The sequence below is a fragment of the Nonomuraea basaltis genome (assembly GCF_005893125.1).
Taxonomy (GTDB): Bacteria; Actinomycetota; Actinomycetes; order Streptosporangiales; family Streptosporangiaceae; genus Nonomuraea; species Nonomuraea basaltis.
The window spans coordinates 1-22,012 of record NZ_VCJS01000213.1 but is presented as its reverse complement, the minus strand read 5'-3'; the positions used below and the strand labels follow the sequence as shown (position 1 = coordinate 22,012).

The 22,012-nt window shown below is 67.1% G+C and carries 28 protein-coding genes; 12 read left to right on the top strand and 16 right to left on the bottom strand.

The window, feature by feature from the left end; translation table 11 throughout:
- The 6 genes from EJK15_RS54385 to EJK15_RS54360 all read right to left on the bottom strand — a co-directional run.
- Positions 1–253: hypothetical protein (locus EJK15_RS54385; RefSeq protein ID WP_206061707.1), on the bottom strand; the 253-nt coding region annotated here is incomplete at its 3' end.
- A gap of 99 nt (positions 254–352) precedes the next feature.
- The gene (locus tag EJK15_RS54380) at positions 353–3,415 is read right to left on the bottom strand and encodes a lantibiotic dehydratase (protein WP_138718316.1); all 3,063 of its coding nucleotides are present in this window, start codon (positions 3,413–3,415) and stop codon (positions 353–355) included.
- Positions 3,416–3,486: 71 nt separating this feature from the next.
- A complete protein-coding gene (locus EJK15_RS54375) occupies positions 3,487–3,657 on the bottom strand; it encodes an FxLD family lanthipeptide (protein WP_138718315.1) in 171 nt (56 codons plus the stop codon).
- Between the two features lie 14 nt (positions 3,658–3,671).
- A complete protein-coding gene (gene fxlM / locus EJK15_RS54370) occupies positions 3,672–4,925 on the bottom strand; it encodes a methyltransferase, FxLD system (RefSeq protein ID WP_240777810.1) in 1,254 nt (417 codons plus the stop codon).
- Positions 4,926–5,036: 111 nt separating this feature from the next.
- A complete protein-coding gene (locus tag EJK15_RS54365; RefSeq protein WP_138718314.1) occupies positions 5,037–5,315 on the bottom strand; it encodes a hypothetical protein in 279 nt (92 codons plus the stop codon).
- Between the two features lie 279 nt (positions 5,316–5,594).
- Entirely contained in the window at positions 5,595–5,915 is a 321-nt protein-coding gene (locus tag EJK15_RS54360) for a hypothetical protein (protein ID WP_138718313.1), read from the bottom strand.
- A gap of 257 nt (positions 5,916–6,172) precedes the next feature.
- On the opposite strand from EJK15_RS54360, the gene EJK15_RS54355 reads away from it, so the two are divergent.
- On the top strand, positions 6,173–7,417 hold the full coding sequence (locus EJK15_RS54355) for a helix-turn-helix domain-containing protein (protein ID WP_138718312.1): 1,245 nt from the start codon (positions 6,173–6,175) through the stop codon (positions 7,415–7,417).
- Here the strand turns inward: EJK15_RS54355 and EJK15_RS54350 are convergent.
- The gene (locus EJK15_RS54350) at positions 7,394–8,239 is read right to left on the bottom strand and encodes an alpha/beta hydrolase (RefSeq protein ID WP_138718311.1); all 846 of its coding nucleotides are present in this window, start codon (positions 8,237–8,239) and stop codon (positions 7,394–7,396) included. The two genes, EJK15_RS54355 and EJK15_RS54350, sit on opposite strands and share 24 nt — an antisense overlap.
- Before the next feature lie 227 nt (positions 8,240–8,466).
- Positions 8,467–8,805, bottom strand: coding sequence for a hypothetical protein (locus EJK15_RS54345; RefSeq protein ID WP_138718310.1), 339 nt, complete (start codon positions 8,803–8,805; stop codon positions 8,467–8,469).
- A 53-nt stretch (positions 8,806–8,858) separates the two neighbouring features.
- Between EJK15_RS54345 and EJK15_RS71715 the strand changes: the two genes are divergently transcribed.
- The gene (locus EJK15_RS71715) at positions 8,859–9,002 is read left to right on the top strand and encodes a hypothetical protein (RefSeq protein WP_171075080.1); all 144 of its coding nucleotides are present in this window, start codon (positions 8,859–8,861) and stop codon (positions 9,000–9,002) included.
- A 35-nt stretch (positions 9,003–9,037) separates the two neighbouring features.
- Positions 9,038–9,196 (top strand): hypothetical protein, encoded by a 159-nt coding sequence (locus tag EJK15_RS71710; RefSeq protein ID WP_171075079.1) that lies wholly within the window; start codon positions 9,038–9,040, stop codon positions 9,194–9,196.
- A 1,049-nt stretch (positions 9,197–10,245) separates the two neighbouring features.
- Here the strand turns inward: EJK15_RS71710 and EJK15_RS73615 are convergent.
- On the bottom strand, positions 10,246–10,422 hold the full coding sequence (locus EJK15_RS73615; protein ID WP_206061703.1) for a hypothetical protein: 177 nt from the start codon (positions 10,420–10,422) through the stop codon (positions 10,246–10,248).
- Positions 10,423–10,498: 76 nt separating this feature from the next.
- On the opposite strand from EJK15_RS73615, the gene EJK15_RS75500 reads away from it, so the two are divergent.
- A complete protein-coding gene (locus EJK15_RS75500) occupies positions 10,499–10,699 on the top strand; it encodes a hypothetical protein (RefSeq protein WP_240777811.1) in 201 nt (66 codons plus the stop codon).
- Positions 10,663–10,821 carry an STAS domain-containing protein gene (locus EJK15_RS75495; RefSeq protein ID WP_240777809.1) on the top strand — a complete coding sequence of 53 codons (159 nt, stop codon included), beginning with the start codon at positions 10,663–10,665 and terminating at the stop codon, positions 10,819–10,821. The genes EJK15_RS75500 and EJK15_RS75495 overlap by 37 nt, the downstream gene beginning before the upstream one ends.
- Positions 10,822–11,277: 456 nt before the next feature.
- Here the strand turns inward: EJK15_RS75495 and EJK15_RS54335 are convergent, their stop codons facing one another.
- From EJK15_RS54335 to EJK15_RS54305, 7 genes are all read right to left on the bottom strand, one after another.
- Positions 11,278–12,219, bottom strand: coding sequence for a PP2C family protein-serine/threonine phosphatase (locus EJK15_RS54335; protein WP_206061701.1), 942 nt, complete (start codon positions 12,217–12,219; stop codon positions 11,278–11,280).
- A 437-nt stretch (positions 12,220–12,656) separates the two neighbouring features.
- Positions 12,657–12,917: a hypothetical protein gene (locus EJK15_RS54330; RefSeq protein ID WP_138718309.1), complete on the bottom strand. Its 261-nt coding sequence runs from the start codon at positions 12,915–12,917 to the stop codon at positions 12,657–12,659.
- Between the two features lie 79 nt (positions 12,918–12,996).
- Complete coding sequence (locus EJK15_RS75490) at positions 12,997–13,221, bottom strand: hypothetical protein (RefSeq protein ID WP_240777808.1); 225 nt, start codon at positions 13,219–13,221, stop codon at positions 12,997–12,999.
- A gap of 617 nt (positions 13,222–13,838) precedes the next feature.
- Positions 13,839–14,153, bottom strand: a complete 315-nt coding sequence (locus EJK15_RS54320; RefSeq protein WP_138718308.1) for a hypothetical protein — start codon at positions 14,151–14,153, stop codon at positions 13,839–13,841.
- Positions 14,154–14,282: 129 nt separating this feature from the next.
- Complete coding sequence (locus tag EJK15_RS54315) at positions 14,283–14,690, bottom strand: hypothetical protein (RefSeq protein WP_138718307.1); 408 nt, start codon at positions 14,688–14,690, stop codon at positions 14,283–14,285.
- A gap of 88 nt (positions 14,691–14,778) precedes the next feature.
- Entirely contained in the window at positions 14,779–15,534 is a 756-nt protein-coding gene (locus EJK15_RS54310) for a DUF4389 domain-containing protein (protein WP_138718306.1), read from the bottom strand.
- Positions 15,535–15,847: 313 nt separating this feature from the next.
- Positions 15,848–16,402: a DUF5994 family protein gene (locus EJK15_RS54305; protein ID WP_276615536.1), complete on the bottom strand. Its 555-nt coding sequence runs from the start codon at positions 16,400–16,402 to the stop codon at positions 15,848–15,850.
- A 204-nt stretch (positions 16,403–16,606) separates the two neighbouring features.
- Between EJK15_RS54305 and EJK15_RS54300 the strand changes: the two genes are divergently transcribed.
- The 7 genes from EJK15_RS54300 to EJK15_RS54275 all read left to right on the top strand — a co-directional run bounded on the left by EJK15_RS54300 (position 16,607) and on the right by EJK15_RS54275 (position 21,889).
- On the top strand, positions 16,607–16,924 hold the full coding sequence (locus EJK15_RS54300) for a hypothetical protein (protein WP_138718304.1): 318 nt from the start codon (positions 16,607–16,609) through the stop codon (positions 16,922–16,924).
- Positions 16,925–17,036: 112 nt separating this feature from the next.
- Complete coding sequence (locus EJK15_RS54295; RefSeq protein WP_138718303.1) at positions 17,037–17,888, top strand: universal stress protein; 852 nt, start codon at positions 17,037–17,039, stop codon at positions 17,886–17,888.
- 128 nt (positions 17,889–18,016) lie between these two features.
- Positions 18,017–18,373 (top strand): carotenoid oxygenase family protein, encoded by a 357-nt coding sequence (locus EJK15_RS54290; protein WP_138718302.1) that lies wholly within the window; start codon positions 18,017–18,019, stop codon positions 18,371–18,373.
- Between the two features lie 589 nt (positions 18,374–18,962).
- Complete coding sequence (locus EJK15_RS71705) at positions 18,963–19,103, top strand: hypothetical protein (protein WP_171075078.1); 141 nt, start codon at positions 18,963–18,965, stop codon at positions 19,101–19,103.
- Positions 19,104–19,183: 80 nt separating this feature from the next.
- Positions 19,184–20,062, top strand: a complete 879-nt coding sequence (locus EJK15_RS54285; RefSeq protein ID WP_138718301.1) for an ATP-grasp domain-containing protein — start codon at positions 19,184–19,186, stop codon at positions 20,060–20,062.
- A 608-nt stretch (positions 20,063–20,670) separates the two neighbouring features.
- Positions 20,671–21,198, top strand: a complete 528-nt coding sequence (locus EJK15_RS54280; RefSeq protein ID WP_138718300.1) for a hypothetical protein — start codon at positions 20,671–20,673, stop codon at positions 21,196–21,198.
- Positions 21,199–21,331: 133 nt separating this feature from the next.
- Positions 21,332–21,889 carry a hypothetical protein gene (locus EJK15_RS54275; RefSeq protein WP_138718299.1) on the top strand — a complete coding sequence of 186 codons (558 nt, stop codon included), beginning with the start codon at positions 21,332–21,334 and terminating at the stop codon, positions 21,887–21,889.
- Positions 21,890–22,012: the final 123 nt, after the last annotated feature.

The window sequence follows — 22,012 nt, the reverse complement described above, 5'->3', positions numbered from 1 at the left end:
CGGTATCCGGGCTGACGAGAAGCCGTAGCCGGCGCAGGACCTCGCGCGGCAGCGATGCCAAGAGGGCGGCGAGGAAGGATCGGTCCTCCAGGGCGAATCTCACCTTGGTGCCAGCGCCGAGTTGCCGTTCAAGCACGGTGATCTGATGACGCAGAGCAAGTATCTCAACGTCCTTGTCCCGATCGCTCATCGGCAGCAGCCGCAGTGCAGCCATGGCGTTCGTGACGGTCAGGTAGGCCAGGCGAAGGAGCACGACCGATCATCATGCCGCACCCGCCCTCCTCCCCTTGATGGTCGGAACTCGCGCACGCCAGGCGAAGCTCTCACAGGGGCATCACCTGGGCGGATGTAATTATCGGCAGGCGCACAGCCGGCGCATGGCGGCGGCGCGGGCCAGCCGGTTGGTGACGCGCTCGGTGTCGGGATCGACACCGAGGGCGCGGACGTGGTGGTCGTGCAGCAGGGACCGCAATACGGTGACGGGCTCGCGGTGGCCGGCGAGCCGGGCGCGGTAGGCGTCCAGCGCGGCCTTCCGGGTCTCCCACGCGGCGGCCACCTCCGGCCCGCCGGGGTGGAGGCGAAGGGCCTGGTAGTCGTCGGCGGGGTCGGCCAGGAGCAGCGCCCGGTCGCGGAGCGTCCGGGCGAGCATCCGGCTGTCCGGCTGGAGTTGGCCGAGCAGCCACCGGCATCCCTCGCCGGGGTCGGGGGCGAGGCCGGCGGCGAGATCGGCCATCGACGCCGCGGCGATCGCCTGGGCGGGCAGGCCGGCGCGGGCGGTCATGCTGATCTGGGCCAGCGCGGCAGCGGAGTCGGCGGCGGCCACGTCCTGCGCGGCGGCCATCGTCGCGCCGGGACCGTATCGGCCGGTCTGCGGCTGGTACGGCGCCAGCACCAGGTGGTTGGCCAAGCTCTGGGATTGCAGGTCGGTCGCGAAGCCTGCCAGGCGGGCGGCTGCCGTGCCGTACTGGTCGGGGCTGGCCAGGTGGAGGTAGAGCCACAGCTCCTGGAGGCTGTCGGGCCGGAGGGTGTCGCGGTAGCGGCGGAACCACCAGCGTTCGAGAGGCAGGGAATCGAACAGGCGGGGCAGGTGCTTGGTGAGGATGTCGCCGTAGCGGTCGGGGTGGCCGTACAGGCGGGCGTGGAGCAGGTCACCGGCGCCGGGCATCAGCATGGCCGTGGGCCGCTGCACGGTCGCGGGCAGGCGAACCGGGCGGCCGACGGTGGGGATGGCGGTCAGCAGAGCGAGGAATTCGCAGGCCCGGCCGATCCACCCTTGCCCAGGGGCGATGGCGGCTTCACGGAGTTCGACCCGTCCGGCGCGGTCGAGACGGGTGCGCAGGAGGATCCGGTCCAGACGGGCGTCGAGATCCAGCGGGAGGCGTTGTTCGTCCTGACACAGCACGATGCAGGCTGGTACGTGCCACCGGTCACGCCACGCGTCCAGGCGCTTCTCCCACATCTCCATGGGCTCGCGCGGGGTGGCCAGATCGGCGGCGTTGAGGATCCACCGGGCGGGGGCCAGCACGGTACGGCCGTAGCGGATCCTCGGCAGGTGCGGCAGCTTGCGGGCCGCGCCGAAGTCGATCGGTCCGTAGACGGCGTGGCGGGCGCACGCGACCCCGGCGAGGAACCGCGCCAGCGGCGGGGTGTGCACCGACGCCTCCAGCGCGTGCAGCACCCACGGCACCATGCGGCGGCCGGTCGAGACCTGCACCACGTGCATCTGGGTCGCATCAGCGGTCACCGCGAGATCGTCCACGCTGATCAGGTCCGCGCCGGCGGCGGGATGCTCCGACAGGGAGATCACCGCAGGCAGGAGCTGCGGCACGCGGACGACGCTCTCGTTGTGCCTGCGGCGGGGCGGGAACGAGAGCTGCGCCGCCACGGCGTCGCTCGGCACAGCGAAGGAAGCGGCCAGCAGGTCCCGGGCCTGTTCGGGCAGCAGGTGGGCGAACCTGCCGGCCATGCTGCTGGTGGGCCGGGGGACGCCGGTCACCCACAGGGTGAACGCGCCGCGTTCGACCGCTTCCGCCGAGGCGGCATGCAGCTCGAAGGCCAGTTCCGCGCGGTGCGGGACGACCATCTCGGCGGGGTCGCCGACCGTCAGCGTCTGGATCAGCGGCTCGGTCAGCGTGATCTCCTGGCGGCCGTCGACGGCTGCCTGTTGGATGAGCGTCAACAGGGCCGTGTCGCGGTCGGTCATGGTGCGGGCGGCCCGGCCGCGCGGAGCGCCGAGGAACCCGGGCGGGAAGCCCAGCCCTGAGTCTGCGATCAGTTCCCGCACGGGCACGAGGGCGCCAGGCCCGTACCGGGCGCGGAAGGCGACATGGAAATCTCGCCATACCTCCGCTCCGAACGGGCGGCTGGTCAGGCGCAGCAGCAGCGACGCGGCCGCGGCCGCCTCGTCGACCACGGCGTGCGGCAGGCAGATCATGCCATCCACCGCCGTGTCGGCGGCCAGCACGTTCCCGGTGCTGTCGCAGATGGCGATCATCCGGTCAGCGGCCGTGATGCTGACCAGTTCGGCGTGCGCCAGCGGGTCGGCCGCATGGTGGCAGGTCAGCGCGTGCTGGACCTCGGCGAGATCCGTCAGCAGGGCCGCGACATCGGGCAGGCCGCCGCCGGCCGCACGAAGCTGAGCGATCACGCGAGGGAGGCCGTCCACGACGGTCGTGGGCGGCCGCAGGCTCGTGAGCAGGATCCCCTGCTTGACGAGGTCTGTCAGCATGATGGTGATCGTGTCGAGCGCCGCGGTCGCAAAGGCTGCGTGGAGCTGCTCGGCGAGCTGGGCGAACGCGATGGGGGAGGCCGCCGCCGCCAGGGCGGCCCGTACCGGCCGGGTGTGGCGGATGGTGATCTCCGTCAGCGGCCCAGGCTGCTGGGCCATGGTGTCGTGGGGCCTGCCGGGGATGACGAACCGGTCGCCGCGGACGAATCCCGCGTTGTTGACGGTCACCTGCAGCCGGGGCAGTACCCCGGGATGCGTCTCCAGCCGGTCGACGAGCGTGCTCAGCCACTCCCCGTCAGCCCGCATCACGACCTGATGCCCTGGCCCAAAGGACGTCTTGGCCGCGTGCCCGATGAGTGCCGGTGTCACGCCGGCGAACAGCCCGAACGGGATCGGGCGGCGCTGCCAGCGCAGCAGGTAGGACACCACCGCCAGGACCAGCCGCCGCAGCCGCGCCGGCGTGGCTCCGACCGAGGTGACGACGTCGAGCTGCTCGGCCAGCGCCGGGCTGGCGACGCGTATGGCTGCCCGGACGTGAGGGCGCGCCCAGACACAGTCCAGCCATTGTTGGTCGGCTGATGCCGGCGCGTCGGGGTCGTCAAGATGGTCAGGCAGTTCGAGATTGCCTGGGTCGGTGCTCACCCGGGCCAGGACCAGGCCGGATGATTGGAAGAACCGTGCTCCCATGATCGTCCGCCTTGAGGGATGGGGGGCGCTGCCGGCGTCGAACATGCGGCGCCGGCAGCGGGTTACCTCTGTCAGGAAGGGTCGGCGACGTTGGTGGCGCAGGCGCCGCCGCAGCTGCTCCCGCAGTTGTCGCTGGTATCGCACGCCAGCACCGGAATCGGGAAGCTGGCCTCGATCACTCTCATGTCGAGATCGAACTCGGCGTCCGAGATGGTCACCTCGATGGTCCCGTTGGGGGGCATGGGCTACTCCTCCTTTACTGGGTAGGTGGTGGAGCTACCTGGCCATGAGAGGGTTCCGCCGCCTCGGGCCAGGCGATCGTGACGCGGGTGTGGCGCTTGTTGATGACCGCACCCGCGGGCAGCACATCGTCGGGGGTATCGATCGGCCAGACGGCGAAGTCCGGGCTGGGGCCGTTGCGATAGTCGCGGTCCCACACTCGGACCTGCTCGACGATGGCGTTGGCGACCTGCCAGCCGTGGGGCCCGTAGCCGTGCGCGCCGAACTCGACGACGCCCTCACCCGAGGGCCGGCAGGACAGGTAGGCGAACGAGTCGCCCTCGACTGTTGCCCAGGGGAACCACCGTCCGCCCGGTTCGAACGCGAGGCCGGGGTCACCCTCGCTGGCGTCCACGCTCAGCTTGCAGAAGCCCGGAAGTGCGGTCAGCATCCGCAGCGGCAGGTTCGGGAACGGCTCCGAACGAAGGACGGTCACTCCGGACCATGCCGCGGCGGGCTTGGTGGCCAGCACGCCGTCGAGCAGGTGTGGCTCGTCCAGGTTGCCGTCATCGAAGCGCAGGCCGACCTTCTTGTCACGGAGCAGCCATAGGTGCTCGTCGTGAGCGCCGGAGCCCTGCATCGGGACGAAGCCGCACTCTCCCTGCGACACGCTGACGAGATGATCGTTCGTGCGTTCCAGGGCAAGTGAGCGGGTGACGCCCTTCATCCGCAGCGGGACGACGAGCCTGCCGCCCTTGGCGAGTTGCTGCCGCCAAGCAGGGGGAATGTCCCAGGCTCCTACGGTGACCAGGATCCGGTCGAATGGGGCGTCGTTCTCCAGGCCGTACTCGGCATCGGCTGTGATGACCCGCACCCGCGAATACCCGGCCGAGTCCAAGAACCGGCGGGCCCCGCTGGTCACTTCCGGGTCGATGTCCATGGTCGTGACTTGACCCTCAGGGCCGACGATCTCCGCGATCAAGGCGGCGTTAAAGCCACCAGAACCGATCTCCAGCACACGCATCCCCAGGCCGATCTCGGCCTGCTCCAACTGGAGGGCCTGGATCTGGGGCGCGGATATCGTGCTGATCAGTACGCCGTGCTCGTTGCGCTTGACCTCCACGATGTCCTGCGCGTACGCCTTCTCCAGCGGCGCGTCGGGTGCGAACATGTGCCGGGGAACCGCGCGGAACGCGGCCTCGACTGCAGCCGTCTTGATGTGCCCCCCGGCGACGAGCTCGCCCACGAGCGCTTCCCTGAGTTCGGCGGCCCGAGCATCGTCTGAAGTCACGTCGGTCACGATGATCCCCTTCTTGTTCATGGCTGGTTGATCGACTGGTTGATGGTCTCTGTTCGCTGGCCGCTTCGATGGCTGACCACGCTGATCCATCCGGGCTCCTCTTCACATGGCGTATACGCGAGGCAGGGGATTCAGGTGGGTGGCGCTGAAGGGGTGAAGGAGCGCCTCCTGGCGGCGGAGCTGCTCGGCGAGCGAGATGTAGTCCAACCCCTGCACGACCTCCACAATCCCGGCGTCCCGCATGGGCTGGGTGATCTCCACGCACAGGCGCGCCTGCCAGCACTCCTGACCGGACTCATCCCAGCCGCGGACGAACTCGTAGGCCGGATGGGTCTTGCGGAGAGAGGAAAGCCGCAGGTGGGCGACTGTTGTCGGGTTCATTGGTGATCACCGTGTTGCGTTGTGGTCGTTGCCTGCCGGCCGGTCGGAAGGCCATGGGGCGGCCGGATTTGGACCCCGCGGCCCACGGCCGGACAGGCGCTCCGTAGTGGGCCGCGGGTAGCAGCCGGCGCGGGCCAGGAGGGAATGGACATCCGGGGAAGTGAAACTCGCGCCGTAGTGCGCGGCCGGCAAGGGGCAGCTCCCCCATCCGCGCGCCGGCCCGCGCCAAGACGTGGCGAGGGGCGCACGGGGCAGCCTGCCCGGCCACGTCTCGTCTGATCACCTGGATACCTCCAGGAGCTGCATGAAGAGGTCGGTAGAGACGGGCACGGGCACAGCCGTGGGTGGGTGCGCCGGGATGGCCTCGGCCGCCGCGCACAGCAGCACCGGGTCTACGTTGAGGACGTTGCGCCACAGCTCGCGGAGGGTGCGGCCCTCGACTGGGGTGTTGACGTCCATGTCGTAGGCCGGGAACGCGCGGAACTTCCGGCTCCAAGGCTGCCACATCACCTGCCAGCGGCCGGCCCAGGACTCCTGCAACTGCGCAGCCAGCAGTTTGCCCGTCTCGTTGCTCAGAACGTCGGTCTCGCTGGTGGCCACACCGGGGCGACCCCTGTGCGATCGGCGTGTACTGGCTCTACGCTTCCTCATGGGTCAGGACCTCGATTCCTGATCTAGGCCCCGGATTCCCCCGGTGTTCGCGCGCCGGGGCCGGGGCCGCCTTTTTGCGTGGGCATCGAAAGGAGCGGCCTACAGGAGTAGCGTTGCCAATGCCGCAAGTCATGGTCTAGGGATTGGCTGTCCGCAGAGTGTCCGCAGATTTTGCGGACAGCAGCGGACTTGGCAGGGAGCGCCATATGGGCATAGAGACGTTCGGCGAGGTACTTCGGTGCCTACGTGGACGTATGTCCCTCCGGGAGGTCGCCGCCCTGACCAACGTCGGCAAGACGCACATTTCTGATCTCGAAAACGGGCGACGCAAACCGACCTTGGCCGTCGCAAGTGTGCTCGATGAGAAGCTTGGAGCAAATGGCAAGCTGGTGGCCCTAGTATCGACCCCGCCAGGCCAGTCTCCGGCGCTGGTACCGCCTGATCAGGAGTGGGAGGAGGTGAGCGAGCTGCTACGCCGTTCTTTCTTGAAGCGCGGCCTGGCCGCTGTCACCTTGCCCGCCATCGGTCTGGAGGAGCTGAAACACATCGCGGCAGCGATCAGTGATGCGCGCCGATACGCCGACAAGGAAGTGGTCGCCCATCTTCAGTGTCAGCTTGACGACTGTGCCGCTAATGATCGAGCACGCGGCCCGAGGCAGAGCATTCCGATAGCTCTTGGCTTGGTCGCTGCCGTGGAAGATATGGCCAAAGAAGCGAAAACAGACATGCGGCGTCCATTGCTGCAAGTCGGGGCGCGCGCAGCCGAATTCGTCGGATGGCTATACCGCGATATCGCCATGCCCGACCTGGCCAACTATTGGCGTGACCGCGCGATGGAATGGGCTCAAGCGACCAGCAGCTTTCCCATGCAAGGCTATGTGCTGTTGAAAAAGAGCCAAGCGGCGTGGGATGAGCGCGACGCGCTTCGGATGCTCACGCTTGCGGAGGCGGCTCAACAGGAGCCATGGCATCTGCCGGCCCATGTGCAAGCTGAGGCGGTTCAGCAGGAGGCGCGAGGCTACGCCATGACCAGCGGAGACATGGCGCTCATCGAGTCCAAGCTTGATCTCGCGCGTGGCCTGCTCATACAGCACAAAGAGGCAACGGGAATCGCTGCTCATTACAATGAGGCCTTGTTCGGGCTCCAGGTCGCCATTTGCTACTGCGAGGCAGGTCAAGCCGAGCGGGCGATGGAGCTCTACGAGCGGTGGCTGTCGCCGGAATCCTTCTCCCGGAGGGATTACGGCTACTTCCTGTCGCTCAAGAGCGAAGCGTTCGTCGCGATGGAACGGCCGGACAGCGCGGCGATGAACGGCCTTGAGGCGTTGGCGTTGGCACGCGAGACGAACTCGGCCCGGACCCATCAGGAGATCCTGAGGCTGGTGGGGAAGTTGCGGCGCTGGCATCAGCGGGAGAGCGTGCGCGAGCTACGCCACGCTGTCCTTGCTTAGCCAGTCGCTCACGGTACCGATGGTTTGGGCCTGCCACCCCTGAGTCTGCGGGTCGGCGTATTGAGGATCGTCGTGGACTGCGATGCCGTGCTGGGCGCCTTCGATTTCGAGGAGACGGGCACTGCCTCCGAACTTGTGCACGGCGTCTCGTGAGGACTGCACCGGGATGAACGTATCGCCGGTGCCGTGCACGATCAGCGTGGGTGCCATGACGTTGCCCAACTCCGTGTGCGGCTGAAGGTAGAACACTTCATTCAGCAACGCTCGCCCCAGCTTGAACGATGGCGAGTGCGCGACGAACCCTTGCGTGGCCAGCTCTCGCCCGGCGTCTTCGTCTATCTGGTCATCGTGCCAGTACGGCTTGTCGTCCACGAAGCGCCTCTTGTAGTTGAGCAGGGGATTGATCAACACCAGCCGCCGAACAGCGTCCGGGTAGCGCGAGGCGTAGAGAGCTGAGATGCCGCCGCCGAAGCTGGCGCCGATGATGTTCGCCCGTCGGCTCCCGATCTCGGCGCGAATGCACTGCGCTGCCGCTCGGATGTCGTTGACGACTCCGGCGAGCGTCAGGTCTTCCTGCCGCCCTTCGCTCTCGCCGTGAGCGCGGAAGTCGAAGCGAAGCGACGGCAGGCCGGCGTCGGCCAAGCCGAGCGCCAGGCGGGCGAAGAAGCCGCCCTCATCACGGGTAACCCCGCCTCCATGCACCAGCACCGTCGCCGACGTGCCCTTTGACACTTCGGGCGTGACCAGGGTGCCGCGAAGGTTGAGCCCATCCAAGGATGTGAAGGTGATCTCATGCGCGTTTGCAGCCACGTGCAGCAGCATACGGACGGCGCTAGCCGTCCCGCGAGTGCGAAGATCAGGACGAGGTGAGCGGCAGGTTGTCGGCCTGGAACCGGAGTGGGCGGGCAAGTCCTGACCAAGCAAGGGGCACGGACGCTCCACATGACTCTCCAGCCCTCGGCAACCACGTGCCTCAAGCATGCCGCCATGGGGAATCGGTGAGGTAAGGAGTCTTACCAGAAGGGCGCCCGGTGGTCCGGAGTGAGGTTCTACGCTTTTGAGTTGGTGGGTTGACCGTCGCTGCGGAGGGACACGACGGGAGGCGTGCGGAGAGGAACCTGTTCGCCCTCACGTGCGGCCCACGCTTGCGCCTGCCACATCACGCTGGTGGCGTACTCCTCCGCAGCCATGGTCATCGCGGTCATGAGGAAGAGGCGCACGGCAGCGTCGTATCGCACGGTGGGCAGGTTCAGGGTGCCGCTGACCTGCCACGTCTTGCCTTGATCGATCGATACCAGAAGGGTCACCAGAGCCGACTCACCCAGTAGTACGGGCGGGCACGCCGGGTGGGCGCGGCCGTGATGGGGGTCCGCGTCAAGGGCCTGCATCGTGTGCCGCTCCTCACATGCGGTGACGGGTCCTCTACGATGGAGGTGTCCCAATGGCGGAACCCAACGTGCTGCTGCAACGAGCGCGCGATCGAGTGCCCTCACCATCAGCCCCCGGGGAGACGGCGTCCCGTCAGGATCTCGCCGACCTGGTCAACGCCTGGATCCTCAATGAGCGCAAGCGCGAGGGGGCCTGACGGCCAGCTACATAGGCAAGCTGGAACGCGGTCTGGTGCGCTGGCCCAACGGCGACTACCGCGCCGCTCTGCGTGCCATCTGCGGGGCAGATGAGGACAAGGACCTCGGATTCGCCCGGCCACGACGCCGCAAACCGCCCACTACCGTGGCAGACGTGGATCGCAAGCAGTTCATCCGCACCGCGGTGGGGTAGCCGCAGCCGTCCCTCTCGCAGAGATGGCTATGCCCGGCCAGGCCATCAGCCCGCCCTCCGTTGTCCAACCCTCCGACATCGCCGAGCTACGGACCATCGCCAACGTCTTCACCACCTGGGACCACACTTACGGCGGCTGCCTGGTTCGCGAGGCGGTCAACGCGCGACTGCGCTTCGCGATCGGGCTGCTCTCGCCCGGTCTAACGGCAGCGCCCGGAGTGGCTGAAAGTGGAGGCCGCACGTATGGCACCTGCCGTCCCTCCGTGTGGGTCTCACGGCTGGGCATTCATGGGTAAACCGGCTCTGGCCAGGCCGCGAGTAATGCTTGAGGGCTGTGGATCATCGGGAAGGGGGCACCCTCCCCGGCCTGTTCCTCAGTGTCCTCAGCAGCTCGTCCTGTTCGCGGGATAGCCTCCGGCACCACAGCCGGAATCGCGGAGGTGCCCATGTGCCCCGCAATCTGGTGATAACCGTACGAGATGGGCTTTTCTCCCCTTCGCGATTGCCCGGAGAGGGGTCCCGGACTTGACTGTCCAATGGGCGGCGGCCCTTCCCTAAGGGGGCCACCAGGGTGCTCCGGTCGGAGTCGCGTGATCGTCGGCGTATCACGCTGACCCCGTTGACTCCGCCGAGTGCCCTGGTCGGACAAGACCGATCCCGCGATCAGCGCGGCTTGGAGCACTCTTATCCGTGGCATATGCGCCGCCTTTACGCGCAGGATCCGGCGGGCTTGCGCTCTGCGCGGTCTTGACGGCTCATCGCGGGAGGTTCAGCACGAGGCTCCACCCCGGCAGCATGGGGTCGATGTTCCCGCCGACCAGCACCGCGACGGCGGCGGTTCGAACGCGTGCGGATGGGCCGGCACCGCGGCGACCCGCTGGCACATCCGAGACACAGCACGAGCGCATTTTCTGAGACCCAGGCAGACATTGAATAACAAATGCAAACTAAGAGCCAAAGGCAGCTCTTTTCTGACTTCGCAAAATTACCGCGATTCGACACCGAGGCTCGCTGGAAACCGATCCCGGCTCGAGGGCGCCAGATCAGGGTCAGCTGGTTCCACCACACCACTCCCCCATGTGATCACCCTGACGCCAGCCAGAGCCGAGCCCATCACCCTGCTGCTCATCAAGCCAGGCATCGCCATCGCCGCCGAGGCCGCGCTCAGGGTCACCGCCCAGGATACGAGCGGCTTCCCGCCGGCCGACATCCTGGGCATCGCCCACCTTCCCCCACGGTGTGCACATCACCATCCCGCGGCCGGCCGCCTACCGTTCTCGCCTGCTCCGATCGGAGGACCTCATGACCGTCATCGACATGTCTCCGCACGCCGGAGCCGGTGTCTCGGCAGCCACCACCATCCACCTGTCCGGCGAGATCGACATCTTCACCAGCAAAGCGCTTCGCCAGCAACTGCTGAACACCTTGCGCACAGCACAAACCTGCTCATCCTCGACCTGTCCCAGGTGTCCTTCTGCGACCCCTCTGGCCTGGCCGTGCTGATCGGCATCCAGTACCGCGCCCGAGCCCAAGGCATCACCCTCGCGCTGGCCAATCCGCGCCCGTACACCTCCCACGTCCTGCGCATCACCGGTCTGGACCGCGGCCTACAGATGATGGCCTGACCGAACGCGCACCCACAGTCCGGCCTGCATCCACACTGACGTTCACCGCTTACGCAGGGACGCCGACCGTCACGATCGTGGCCAGGCCGTGCCGCCCAGCAAACGGGCATGTCCCGGTGTATCACGCATCTCGCATCGTGCGCGGAAAGGCCCACCCATCGTCATCGCCCTCATCGGCGCTCGCAGACCGGTCCCCACGGGCATTTCCTGGTCCAAGCCGGTCCATCTCGGCGGGGTGGGGGCCGCTGGTACTTCTCGATGGGGCCAGCCACCTATGCTTGCCTGTTCCGCTTGTACGGGCCTGCGACGCATTGGGGTCCTGCCGTGGTCCTGCCATCTGCTCCGGACCAGGACCGGTTCATCAACTCTGAGCGGAGGACCGGAAACCCCCAGCTCAGGCCATACGCGCGAGTTTTGATGCGGCATTGTACAGGATCGGCAACGCGTTCAGAAGGCTCAGAGGTCGATTTCGGCGAGGTGGTCGGCGCTTCCACCGCACCATTCGACCAGGAAGAGGGTCGCGTCATCACTTGTCGTCCCCTTCCTCTGCCGCATCAGGGTGTGAGAAAGGCTTCGTACCATCTCCTGCACGCTTCTCGACATAGGCCCAACGCGCTCGATGGAGTTGATCAGACGTTCTTCGCCGAACTGCTCACCACCGATCTCGTGCTCTTCGACAAGACCATCGGTGTAGAACAGCACCCGATCGTGGCGCACGAGCTGGCGCGTGTTGATCTGCGGGGCGGCACCGCCAAAGCCGACCGGTAGGGTGCCCGCACCTTCCAACGCCTCAATGACCCGGTTGCCGCGGATCAGCAACGGCGCCGGATGTCCCGCGTTGACCCATTCCAAGTAACTCGACCCGATATCCAGACGCGCCATCTGCGCCGTGACGAACTGATCGGGACCGAACTGCTCATTGATGGCGGTATCCATGAATTCATACAATTCGGCAAGCCCCACGTTGGCGCGCCTGGCACGCCGATAGGCGCCAATGGCCACGGTCGCCAGCACAGCGGCGTTCATGCCATGGCCCATCGCGTCGATAACGGCCATGTGCAGGACCTCGTCGTTGAGGGCGTAATCCAAGCTATCCCCGGCGACGTCATAGGCTGGCTCCATGATCCCGGCAACCGCGACCTGCGGGATGGCCATGGACAACGGGGGCAACAGCGACCACTGGATCTCCGCCGACACGCTCATCGGCTCGCGACGCCGCGCCCGGGAGAACTCGTCTGTATAGCTGTTCTTGATGACGAGCATATCGGCGACCAGGCCGGCCAGCCGTCGCAGAAATCGGCGGTCGTCGTCGTCGACCCTGCTGAGGGTCAGGGCCATCACCCCGACCTCGTCACTGCCATCAAGCAGCGGCAGGAACATCCGGATGCCGTCGGCCACCGGATGCTCCACCCTTGTCTCGCTGACAAAAGCCTCACCTGCCCATGACCCGTCAATGGGCAGAGGATCGCCGCCCATGAGCCCCTGCCCGGCAGCGGCACCAACATCACCTGGTCATAGGCCTGCAGCAAGATCGACACATCCCGGCCACCGATCCTGCGCACCTCCTCCGCCACCAACGGAGCGATCAGCTGCGGCGGCATAGCGTGAGCCCGGTCCAGCAACTGCCCCAGCAGCCGCTCACCGAAGCCTTCCGACCGGTCCACCGCAACATTGCGGCTCTCCGGCACACGTCCCGTCATGACTGATTCAGTTCCCCCGTACTAGATTTTCTCTCTGCCGGGATCCGGCTTTGACCCAACGCCGGCCTTTTACGCGGCTGGCTGAGGACACCGTCCGGCTGGCCAATGTCAGGGCATGTCGGGGCGGCCCGCCCGCTACAGGTACTGGCCCGCCTCGGCGCTGTCCGTCTTCGACACACGCACCGACACCACGTTGGCGAGGTTGATGACCACGCCGTGCACGTCGTCCTCACGCTCATATCTCGCCTGCATCAACACCAGGCTGCGCCGCTCGTCCACAGCACGAGAGATCGCCGCCACCGCCTCCGGCTCCCCGTCGAAGTCCCCGCTCATCACGGACACGTCTTCACCGCCCACCAGGCGGAATCGAATGATCAGTGTGACATTTTCAGACACGGCCGGCTCCTTTCGCCAGCGTCGACAAGGGGTACCTGCCCAGTGTCGAACGCTGTAGGCAGCAGCCCTCCACATCCGCCTACCGCACCACGGACGCGGCGCCCTCCAGCCGAGTAATAATCGCGTCCGGGGCTGGGTCGTCAAGATCGCCGGCTGGGCAGCGCGGCTCGTCCGCGTCGTCGACCTCGACGACCAGGTGGGAGCGTGCCGCCGGGTGTTCGCCAGCGACACCGGCTGGACCGTGGTACGCGGAAGCAGTCTTGAGGAAGGGGAGAGCCAGGGACTGCCCGTGTGGAGCCGACACGTAGGCGACCCATCCTCAAGAGCAACATCACGCGCCGCGTGGATTACGCCCTGTTCATGGTCGAGGCGCTGACGAAGGACGAACTCGTCCACGAGAACCTCGCGATCGTTGGCTGCCAGACGCCTTCGGCCCTCGCGCATACCAGAGGCACATAGGTTGCCGGCGACGACCTGATCCTGGAATTGCGCTGAGGGGACACCGGCCGTACTTGCCGGAAGGTACCTGCGGGGCATACAGGTCGGCCACGAGGGCCTGGTGATCGCGATCGCTGGGTCGCCGCCCAGCACCGGAGCCTGGCTGGTGCCGACGCTCGCCTTCGGCCGTCGAACAGACACAGGCCGATCACCCCAGCCGAACCCGTGACCTGCCCGACCACTATGCCTCCCGACACCATGGCCACCGCCAAAGCATCGCCGGCGACACCGCTGCTGCCGGCCAGGCCAGCACGCGTGGCCGCCGGGTTGCCGGCCTGCGGCATGATCATGGATGGCTTCCGGCCCAGAACGCCACCGAGTCGATCACGCTGGCGGATGTCGAGTTCGATGATCCGGGGCTGGGCCGGTGCGGGGAGGGGGAAGCGTTGGCGCGGAGGATGAACCGCGCCTTTCGTACCGATGTCAGTCTGTGGGCCCCAGCCCGGCGATCCGTTGCTCGCGAACGTCCTGCAGAGCCCGCAGGTAGCCGATCTCCAAGGCACGACAGATCAGGTTGTTCAACTCGGGTGAGCCGTCGAGTCGACCCCAGCTGGAGAATTCGTTGGCCACCGCCTCATCGGCCAACCGCTCGTCACCGGCATCATCAGGACGTGGACCGTCGTAGCGGATCCGGCCGATGAACTCGCTCCATTCCTCCAGTTCAGCACGCGCGTCATCACCGTCGCTCATACTGGCCATGGTCACCATGATCACTTTCTGTGCGAGCTCATCCAGCAAGTCTGGTGAGAAAGCACTTTCTTCGGACAGGCAGTAGCCGAGAAGATCAAACAGCGCCTCGCCCAGCTCCTTCCTGCGGCCAAGCCGACGCCCCTGCCGTCGAAGCCTCGCCTACCCCTGTAGTGGTGCTCAGCCACCTGCTTCCGCATCGAGCTGCCTACCACTCACGCCGGCGTCGAGGAGGTGCGCTCCGGCATCGTGCAGGGTGATGCCGGAGCCGCCTGGCGCGTGGCCAGGAGGCGTCCACTCGTTCGTCGCTGTGATCGCCTTGAAGCGGGTATCACGGGTCGGGCCGTCGCCGACGAGGTGGCCGCGCAGCTGGCCGTCACGGTCGTACACAGCCCAGCGGCCGGCGCCCACCTGTGGCATGGCAGCCGGGTTGTCCTTGAGCCACTGCGCGTTGGCCGCGTGATCGGGCCGCTTGTCGATCTCATTGGTGACGAGCGCTGCCCTGCCGGTCATCGGCCTGTTGTGGATCTGTTCCATGGTCTGCCCTTCGGCGTACGTCGGTGCCGGCTGGATCGCTGAGAGCGTCATCACGCGGGACGCGGGGCTGCCGAGCCAACCGGACTCGGCGCCCGCAAGCGGGCACTCCCCCGCGATCCCCTGAGCGATCCAGAAGTGATCAGCCGCTGCCAGAGCCGGAGCGTACGGCAGGTCCTCTGCTCGGGACGGTGGTGCCTCCGGGGTCGTCTCCGCCGAGATCGAGGCGGAAGGGCGGGTATCGGTCGGTCATCAGGGCGGCGTAGCCGGCGACCCGCAGCCCCCAGCGGTTCAGGCCGAGGATGAGGTCGAACAGTGGCCGGGGGTACTGGCCGGTGACGGCGAGCACGATCCCGGCGATCAGGACGAGCAGTGCGACCAGACCGCCGCCGCCCCAACTCCAGACCTCGCCGCCGGCCTGCCAGCTGATCCAGGCGCTGCCGCTGAACAGGATCCCGACGATCAGGAGGTGCGGGATGGCCAGGAGCCACTTGACCAGAACGAGAGCGCGGTGCAGCCGCGCTGGGTACTCGACGCTCAGTCCGGCCGGGTAGCCGGGAACCTCTGCCAGGGCGAACGGCGGGTAACGGTCGGTGCCGAGCGCGTCATAGGCGTAGTAGCCCACTCGCCAGCTCCACCGCATGACGCCGACGTTGAAGTCGAAGATCGGCCGCGGGTACCGGCCGGTGATGACGATCGCGACCAGCGCGACGAGGCTGAGCAGGCAGAAAGCGATCCACAACGGGATCAGTATCAGCATGTGTGGCACGATCAGCAGCCATTTCACCAGCCACAGCCAACGCGACAAAGAGCCGTCCTGCTGGGCGCGCACCCGGATCGGGTACGGCCGTTCCTCAGGGGTGGGGGCTCGCGGGGTCAGCGGGGTTGTCGAACTCATGGCCGTTCCTCTCTTGTCAGAGTCGAAGGAGGGCAGAGATCGCGCGACCTCTGCCGTGGTGCGCCTCACACGCCGCCGACGCCCTGTCCTCGGCGCGGCCTGGTTGCGTGTACGTGATGGCCGCGGGGATCTCACTCGGCGGGTAAGGCCCCGTCGATGACCCCTCACCGGTGCCGGACTTCACGCATTCAGGAACTCGATCACGTCCTGCCGGTGGGGTGTCCCAGATCCGCACTGAAGGATCGGACCGTGTCCGTCTTCATCGAGAATCGGCGACCGGCGGGACCGGCAGGACCGGCGGCTCGGTGGCGGGTCAGGTGGCGGCGGGCGGTGCGGGCACGCGATCGGTGAGGCGGCCGCCCTCGTTCTCCCAGGAGGCTGAGCCTTCCTGCCCGGGCGTGCCCTCGTCGGGGACGGCAGGGCGGAGGATGTCGCCGGGACGAACGCCGATCGTGCCTGCGGCGGCGTGCGTGAGCGCGGCCGTGGCCGGGCCGTTCGCCGTGTCAGGTGCAACGACCAACAAAGTGATAGGCGCGGTTCCCGCGATGCTCAGGGTGATCAGGTGTGGGTCGGAGCTGCGGAACCAGCCCACTCTGACCTGACGACCGCGGGCCGGGATGCGGCGCGGAATGTGATCCCATGCGTCCCGATACAGGCCGACACGCAGCACGGCCCTGCCGAGGCGCTGGTCGACGGCCGAGATAAGGGCGGGTAGTTCAGCGGCGGCGTCGCGAGTGCGGGGCCACCACGCCCCGTCAACGGTGCCGCTCCGATCCAGCAAGGGATTCAGGCTGAGCCTGAGCGCGGAATGCGTCCTGAGGACGGTAGCGGGGCTTGGCGGTGTGGACGGAGAGAGGGCTGCTGTCATCATCGTCGCCTGGCCTGTTCAGGTCCCCAAGAGAGGACCGAGAGTGGTCTATCGCCGCGGGCGACGCCAACCTGTATGCCAACGCACGAAATGTCCTCGGTACCGTTACTTTACCTCATTCCGCGAGGCAAGGAAAGACGTTAGGCCGTCATCGGCAGAATCGGTGTAGTTATCAATTGTGGTGATAACAGGGACAGTGATTGCTTGTTTCCCATTGCCGGCCAAAAGAGCACCTTTGAGTTCAGGTCGTGTTGCGGCCCGCAAAACGCCGACCAGGCGTGGTGCCTGGCGACGGCAGATCCACGGTTCTTCGAGATGGACGCCCGAGAACCGCTGAAGGGAAGCACTGTGAGTCTGACAAGGAAGATCGAGGCCAGGACACGGGTCATCAAGAGCTGGATCATGCTCTACTTCGGCCGCGCCACCGGAAATCAGCATCTGGAATCGAAAGGCCTGGCCGGTCGGCCTGAAAATAATATGAGGCAGCGCAGCAGGAAGATCAAAGGCATGTTCAAGCACTGATCATGGCCGCCACCAACGGCATCGGCGGCACGAATCCGCTTGCCGATCCATGGGCCGACATATTGCGGGCATCGAGCAATGAGCAAATAGATGGCACAAATCTGGAGGGGCCATGAATCCTGTCATTGTTGTGGGCGTCGACGGTTCGGCCGCCGCGACCGCGGCCGTTGAGTGGGCGGCCGACGACGCTGCGCGCGCGGCGGCCCGACTGCTCATCGTCCACGCCGTGGACCGCTCGCCGTACGAGACCGCGAGGTTCCCCGCCCTCGGGCTGGGTGATGCCGTCACCCTCAGCGCGGAGAGCGTCCTCGCCGACGCCGAAGCGGTCGCGCGCAAGCGACAACCTGGCATCGATGTCACCAGCGAGCTGTCGCAGGGCGCCGCCGCGGCGGTGCTGCGCGGTCAGGCCGGTGACGCCGCCGAGGTCGTGATCGGCGGCAGAGGCCTTAGCGGCCTTCCCGGGGCCATGCTCGGCTCGGTGAGCACCCACGTAGCCGGTCATGCCCGTGGCCCGGTGGTCGTCGTCCGCTCCGACCCCGACACCTCCCACGGAGAGATTGTTGTCGGGCTCGACGACTATCACGCCTGCGAACCCGCCCTCGCCTACGCTTTCGAGCAGGCGATGCTTCGCGCCAGCACGCTACGCGCCGTCTACACGTGGCAACTGCCGAACCACGCCCACATCTCCGAAACCATCCATGACCTGGACCAGATCCACGCCGACCAGTGCCAGATCGCAGCCGGCATCCTCAAAGGGTGGCGGCAGCAATATCCGCAGGTGGCGGTGGTCGAAGACATCCGGCGGGCCCACCCTGTCGACGCGCTCGTGAGCGCCTCCGAGAAGGCAGATCTGGTCGTCGTCGGCTCCCAGGGCCGAGGGGCGATCGGCACAGTGATGCTCGGATCCGTCACCCTCGGCGTTCTGTACCACGCCCGCAACTCCGTCGCGGTGGTGCGGCCATAAGGCGTCCTGCCCGCCCTGACCGGACATACGAAAATCCCGAACTGGCGGCCATTGGGGTGGGTTAGTCGGCCGGATCGTGAAATTCGTCGGGGTCCCGCAGCGAGTGAGTGCAGGTCAGCTGATGACCGTTGTCCGCAGACCGCGGTCCCACAAGCGCGGCCAACACCAACCTGATCAACCATCGCGGCCGGATCCTCGCGCTCAATGAGGCATGCCTGCCGACGGCGATCACCCCAGAACTGGACACGGGCGGCCGTTACGATTTTGCCCTGACGGCTGATCATCGCGATGACCGCGCACCTCAAGGGCGACCCGGCACCGGGAAAACTGTTCTTCTTCGGCGTGGCCATCACCGGTCCGCCCTGGCTGCGCTTCCACGTCGCCGACGCGCAGGCCGCCGCGTGCACAGCGAGGACATCGAAGTCCGCGGGTCGTCCATGATGCGCGACTTCACCGTCACCCAGAACCACATGTCGTTGTGCTGAGCGGGCCGTTTCGTGGTTCCCCGCGTTCAGTCAGCGTGTAGTTCGAGCATGAACGCAGCGGCCAGTGCCGGCTCGCATGGCCAGGTAGCAGCGCAGGAGATACAGACGTGCCAGGGTCCTACGCAGTGTGTGTCGAGGGCTCCGGCGGCTCTCACGAAGTACGCTTCGCTCAGCGGGTCGGCCTGGGCGCGCACCGCGCCAATGAGAACGGCCATGTTGATCACCTTTACTACCTGTTGTCGTGACAGCCCGACCCCTCTCCGGACATCGCGTGGTGTCTGAGGCGCCCGATGACCGGGGCGTCGGCCACCCTGCCCCCGAACTGATCATCCGGCGTCGTCAACCGGCCAACAGCCGCCTTCGAGTACGGGGGGAACCATGTTGAACAGACGGTTTGCAGGCGTTGACGACGCTTGCCGCCAAGTGCGGGTTGCATCGAATGCCTCGAATCCTTGCGTGGAGTTCGGCTGCTTATCAGCCAACAGCTTCCCTGGATGGTCGGAAACCGGCGATCCTAGATCCGGCGATCGTTCAGCATGATGATCGGCGGGGACCCCCGGCTCCGCCGTGTAGACAGGCTGGCGTCTGCTTGGAGACCTTGGGGCTATCGGGCGGGTTCGGTGTCGGCACGAGTAGGTGGGCCATAGAACTGTGGCTGCAACTGCGCTACCTCGTCACCCTCGCCGAAGAGCTGCACTTCGACCGGGCGGCCGCTGCGGGTCCCGATTGATCATCCGGTCGGGGTCAAGCCACATATCGGGACTCCTTGAGCACTTCGGCGATGATCCGTTCGGCTGGCTGGAAGCAGCCGTGGCCGTGTACACGACCGGCGCCTTCGACGTACTGCTGCCGCCCCAAGAGCAGGTGGCGGTGTTGTCACGGGCCGCGGATCGGCTGCGGGGGCAGGGTGTGGTCACCGTGGTGCCGCCCTTCGCCGCGCTGGCGAAGGTGCAGGACAAGGTGTCCGCCTTCACCACACTCACCAAGCTCGGGCTACCGCAGCCGCCGTCGGCGGTCATCACGAGCGCGCAGGAGTGGGCTGCGTGGGATGGTTTCCCCGCCTACCTCAAGACGCCCATCGGCACCGCGACCAGCGGTGTGCGCCGCCTGGACGGACCGGCCGACCTGAGCGATCCCACCTGGCCGGCCGAGGACGGGCTGCTCGTGCAGCGTGAGGTCCCCGGGCCGCTGGCGATGGTCCAGTCGGTGTTCGCGGCGGGCGAGTTGGTCGCCTTCCACGCCTGTGCCCGGACCCGCGAAGGGGCGCGGGGTGGAGCCAGTCACAAGCGGGGCATCGAGTTACCCATCGTCCGCGAGCACGTCCGCGGCCTGGGAGGCGCGCTCGGGTGGCACGGCGCGCTGTCGGCCGACGTCATCCTCGGAGAGCGAGGACCGGTCTTCATCGACATCGATCCACGGCTGGTCGAGCCGGTGAACGCCCCTGTCCGGGGTGGACCTGCTCACGCCGCTGCTCCACCTCGCGCGCGGCCGCACGCCCGCCCCGCTGCCGCCAGGGACGCCTGGCGTGGCCACCCATCAACTGCTGCTGGCCGTTTTGGGCGCGGCCCATCGCTCAGGGCGGTGCTGGGCGAACTCGTGGCCGCAGCCGCGCACCGCCGCGACTATGCGGCAGCAGAGAGGAACTCACGCCGGGGTTCGATCCGCGCAGCGCGCTGCTGTTCGCACTAGCGGCAGGCGCCACACTCGCGCGCCCAGCCGTTTGGTGATGGTTCGCCTCGGGCAGCGTGGCCCGCCTACGCCCTCAGCCCGACAGGCTGGTGGCATATCCTGGAGCATCACTCCGCCAGGCCATTAGACCCAATGGGCCCCTATCGATTGCGCGATGGCCGAGGCCATTACCCCTGGTTTGCGCGGCCACGCCCGCGGACATGCGGGATGGGCACGGCCGAGCAGCTCTGCACGACTGGTTCCCTCTGTAACTCGGGTTCGGGGACCACGTGCGTTCTTCAAGGGAAGACCACCTGCCATCACCGCTGGTGATATGGCTTGCTGGGACTGGGCGTTTCCGTTGGTACGCCGATCACTTGGACTGGTGAAAAGTCGGCCGCCGCAGTCGGAGCCGCTGTCGCAAGAACGTTAATAGGACTCTGTGCGCGGTGCTTGACGTATGTGTAGATCCCGGTTTCTGATGATGCATCGGGGCCAGGCCAGGGTGCATCGCCGGAACCGGCCACGCGGCCCGGCTGGGGCCGGTGTGACGCCGGCTAATGCGGGTTCGTCCGCTGTTTCATCCTCGGGGCGTCCCACCTGGATGCCCGCATAGGAGATGTGACGACATGTTCTTGTGTGACAGCGCGATGACCGGCGCCATCCTCGGCTTGTTCACGCTCGTATGGTTCGGATGGGCGCAGGAGCAGCCACCGGCGACGTGGAAGGCGCGCCTTGCCCTGGGCTCCGTCCTCGGTGCGGTTCTGGCGATCAGCGGTGGTGTCCTGGCCTGGCGCAATTGGGGCAGCGGATCGGTTCTCGCCGATGATGGCTTGTTACGCACATACCTGATCATCGTGGGGATCGAGTTCGCGGTGACAGCCGCCGGCATCGTGGCTCTGCGGTTCACTCGCAAGACCGACTACCAGGCACCGTGGACCTGCCTAGTCGTGGGCGTGCACTTCTACCCGATGGCGCCGGTGTTTCGGGACATCGGCCTGTACGCGCTGGCCACGGTGTTGACCGCCGTCGCTGCCGCGTCGATCCCGATCGCCCGCCGGCGCCACCTGACGATCAGCGCGGTCACCGGTGCGGCGGCCGGCACGACACTGCTGCTCTTCGCCGCGTACTCGCTGATCACGCTCACCCTTGACTGATCGGCACAGCCCGCGGCCCTCAGCCGAGGCTTGTCGATGACCGGCGCAACCCGGCACCGTGCGGCCTCGACACACTCTGACGGCATCGCCCGCCACCGTGCGCATGACCGGAGGGCGGCGTAGCGTGTCCATTGTGACGCACCAAGACGCTCCGGCCGACCCGCCGCACGACGCGGTGGCTCCGGTGACCGCGCTGGTCGACGCCTGCCGGCACTTCGCCACCCATGTGCGGCTGCTGGCCGACCAGCTCGGTGCGGCGGAGCTGAGCGACGACGACGTCGAACTGGTCCACAATGCCGTGCATCAGGTTTTCACCGCGGCAGGGCTGGCGGCCGCGCTGACCACCGGCCTGCAACGGCACACCGGTGAGCAGGACTGCCCGCACTACAACGTACTCACCGACGCCGAATGGGCCCCGCTGGCCAAGGGCGGCGCACGCGAGCGCAAGGCCGTCTACGGGTGCGAGCTGGCGCCCGGCCATCCGGGCACTCACGCGGCGCACGTCCAGGTGCTGCCCGAACCAGATCGGTTCATCTGGATCCGCTGGGACGTCCGCGCCCGCGAACTCGTCACACTGCCGCCGTGCCCGGCCGAACGCGCCGACCCCAATCCCGACCCGCGCTCCCCGTACGGGGACGAGCCGGCGCCGTGCCTGCTGTTCGAGGGGCACGTCGGACCCCACCGCTACTAGTACTACAACCTGATTTCGTGAGCTTCTGTCTGTAGTGTGTGGGTGGTGGTGACTGCTGATGATCTGCAGGTGTGGGTGTCGGGGTTGGATGCGCTGTTTGCGCGGGTGGCGGGCCGCTTTGGA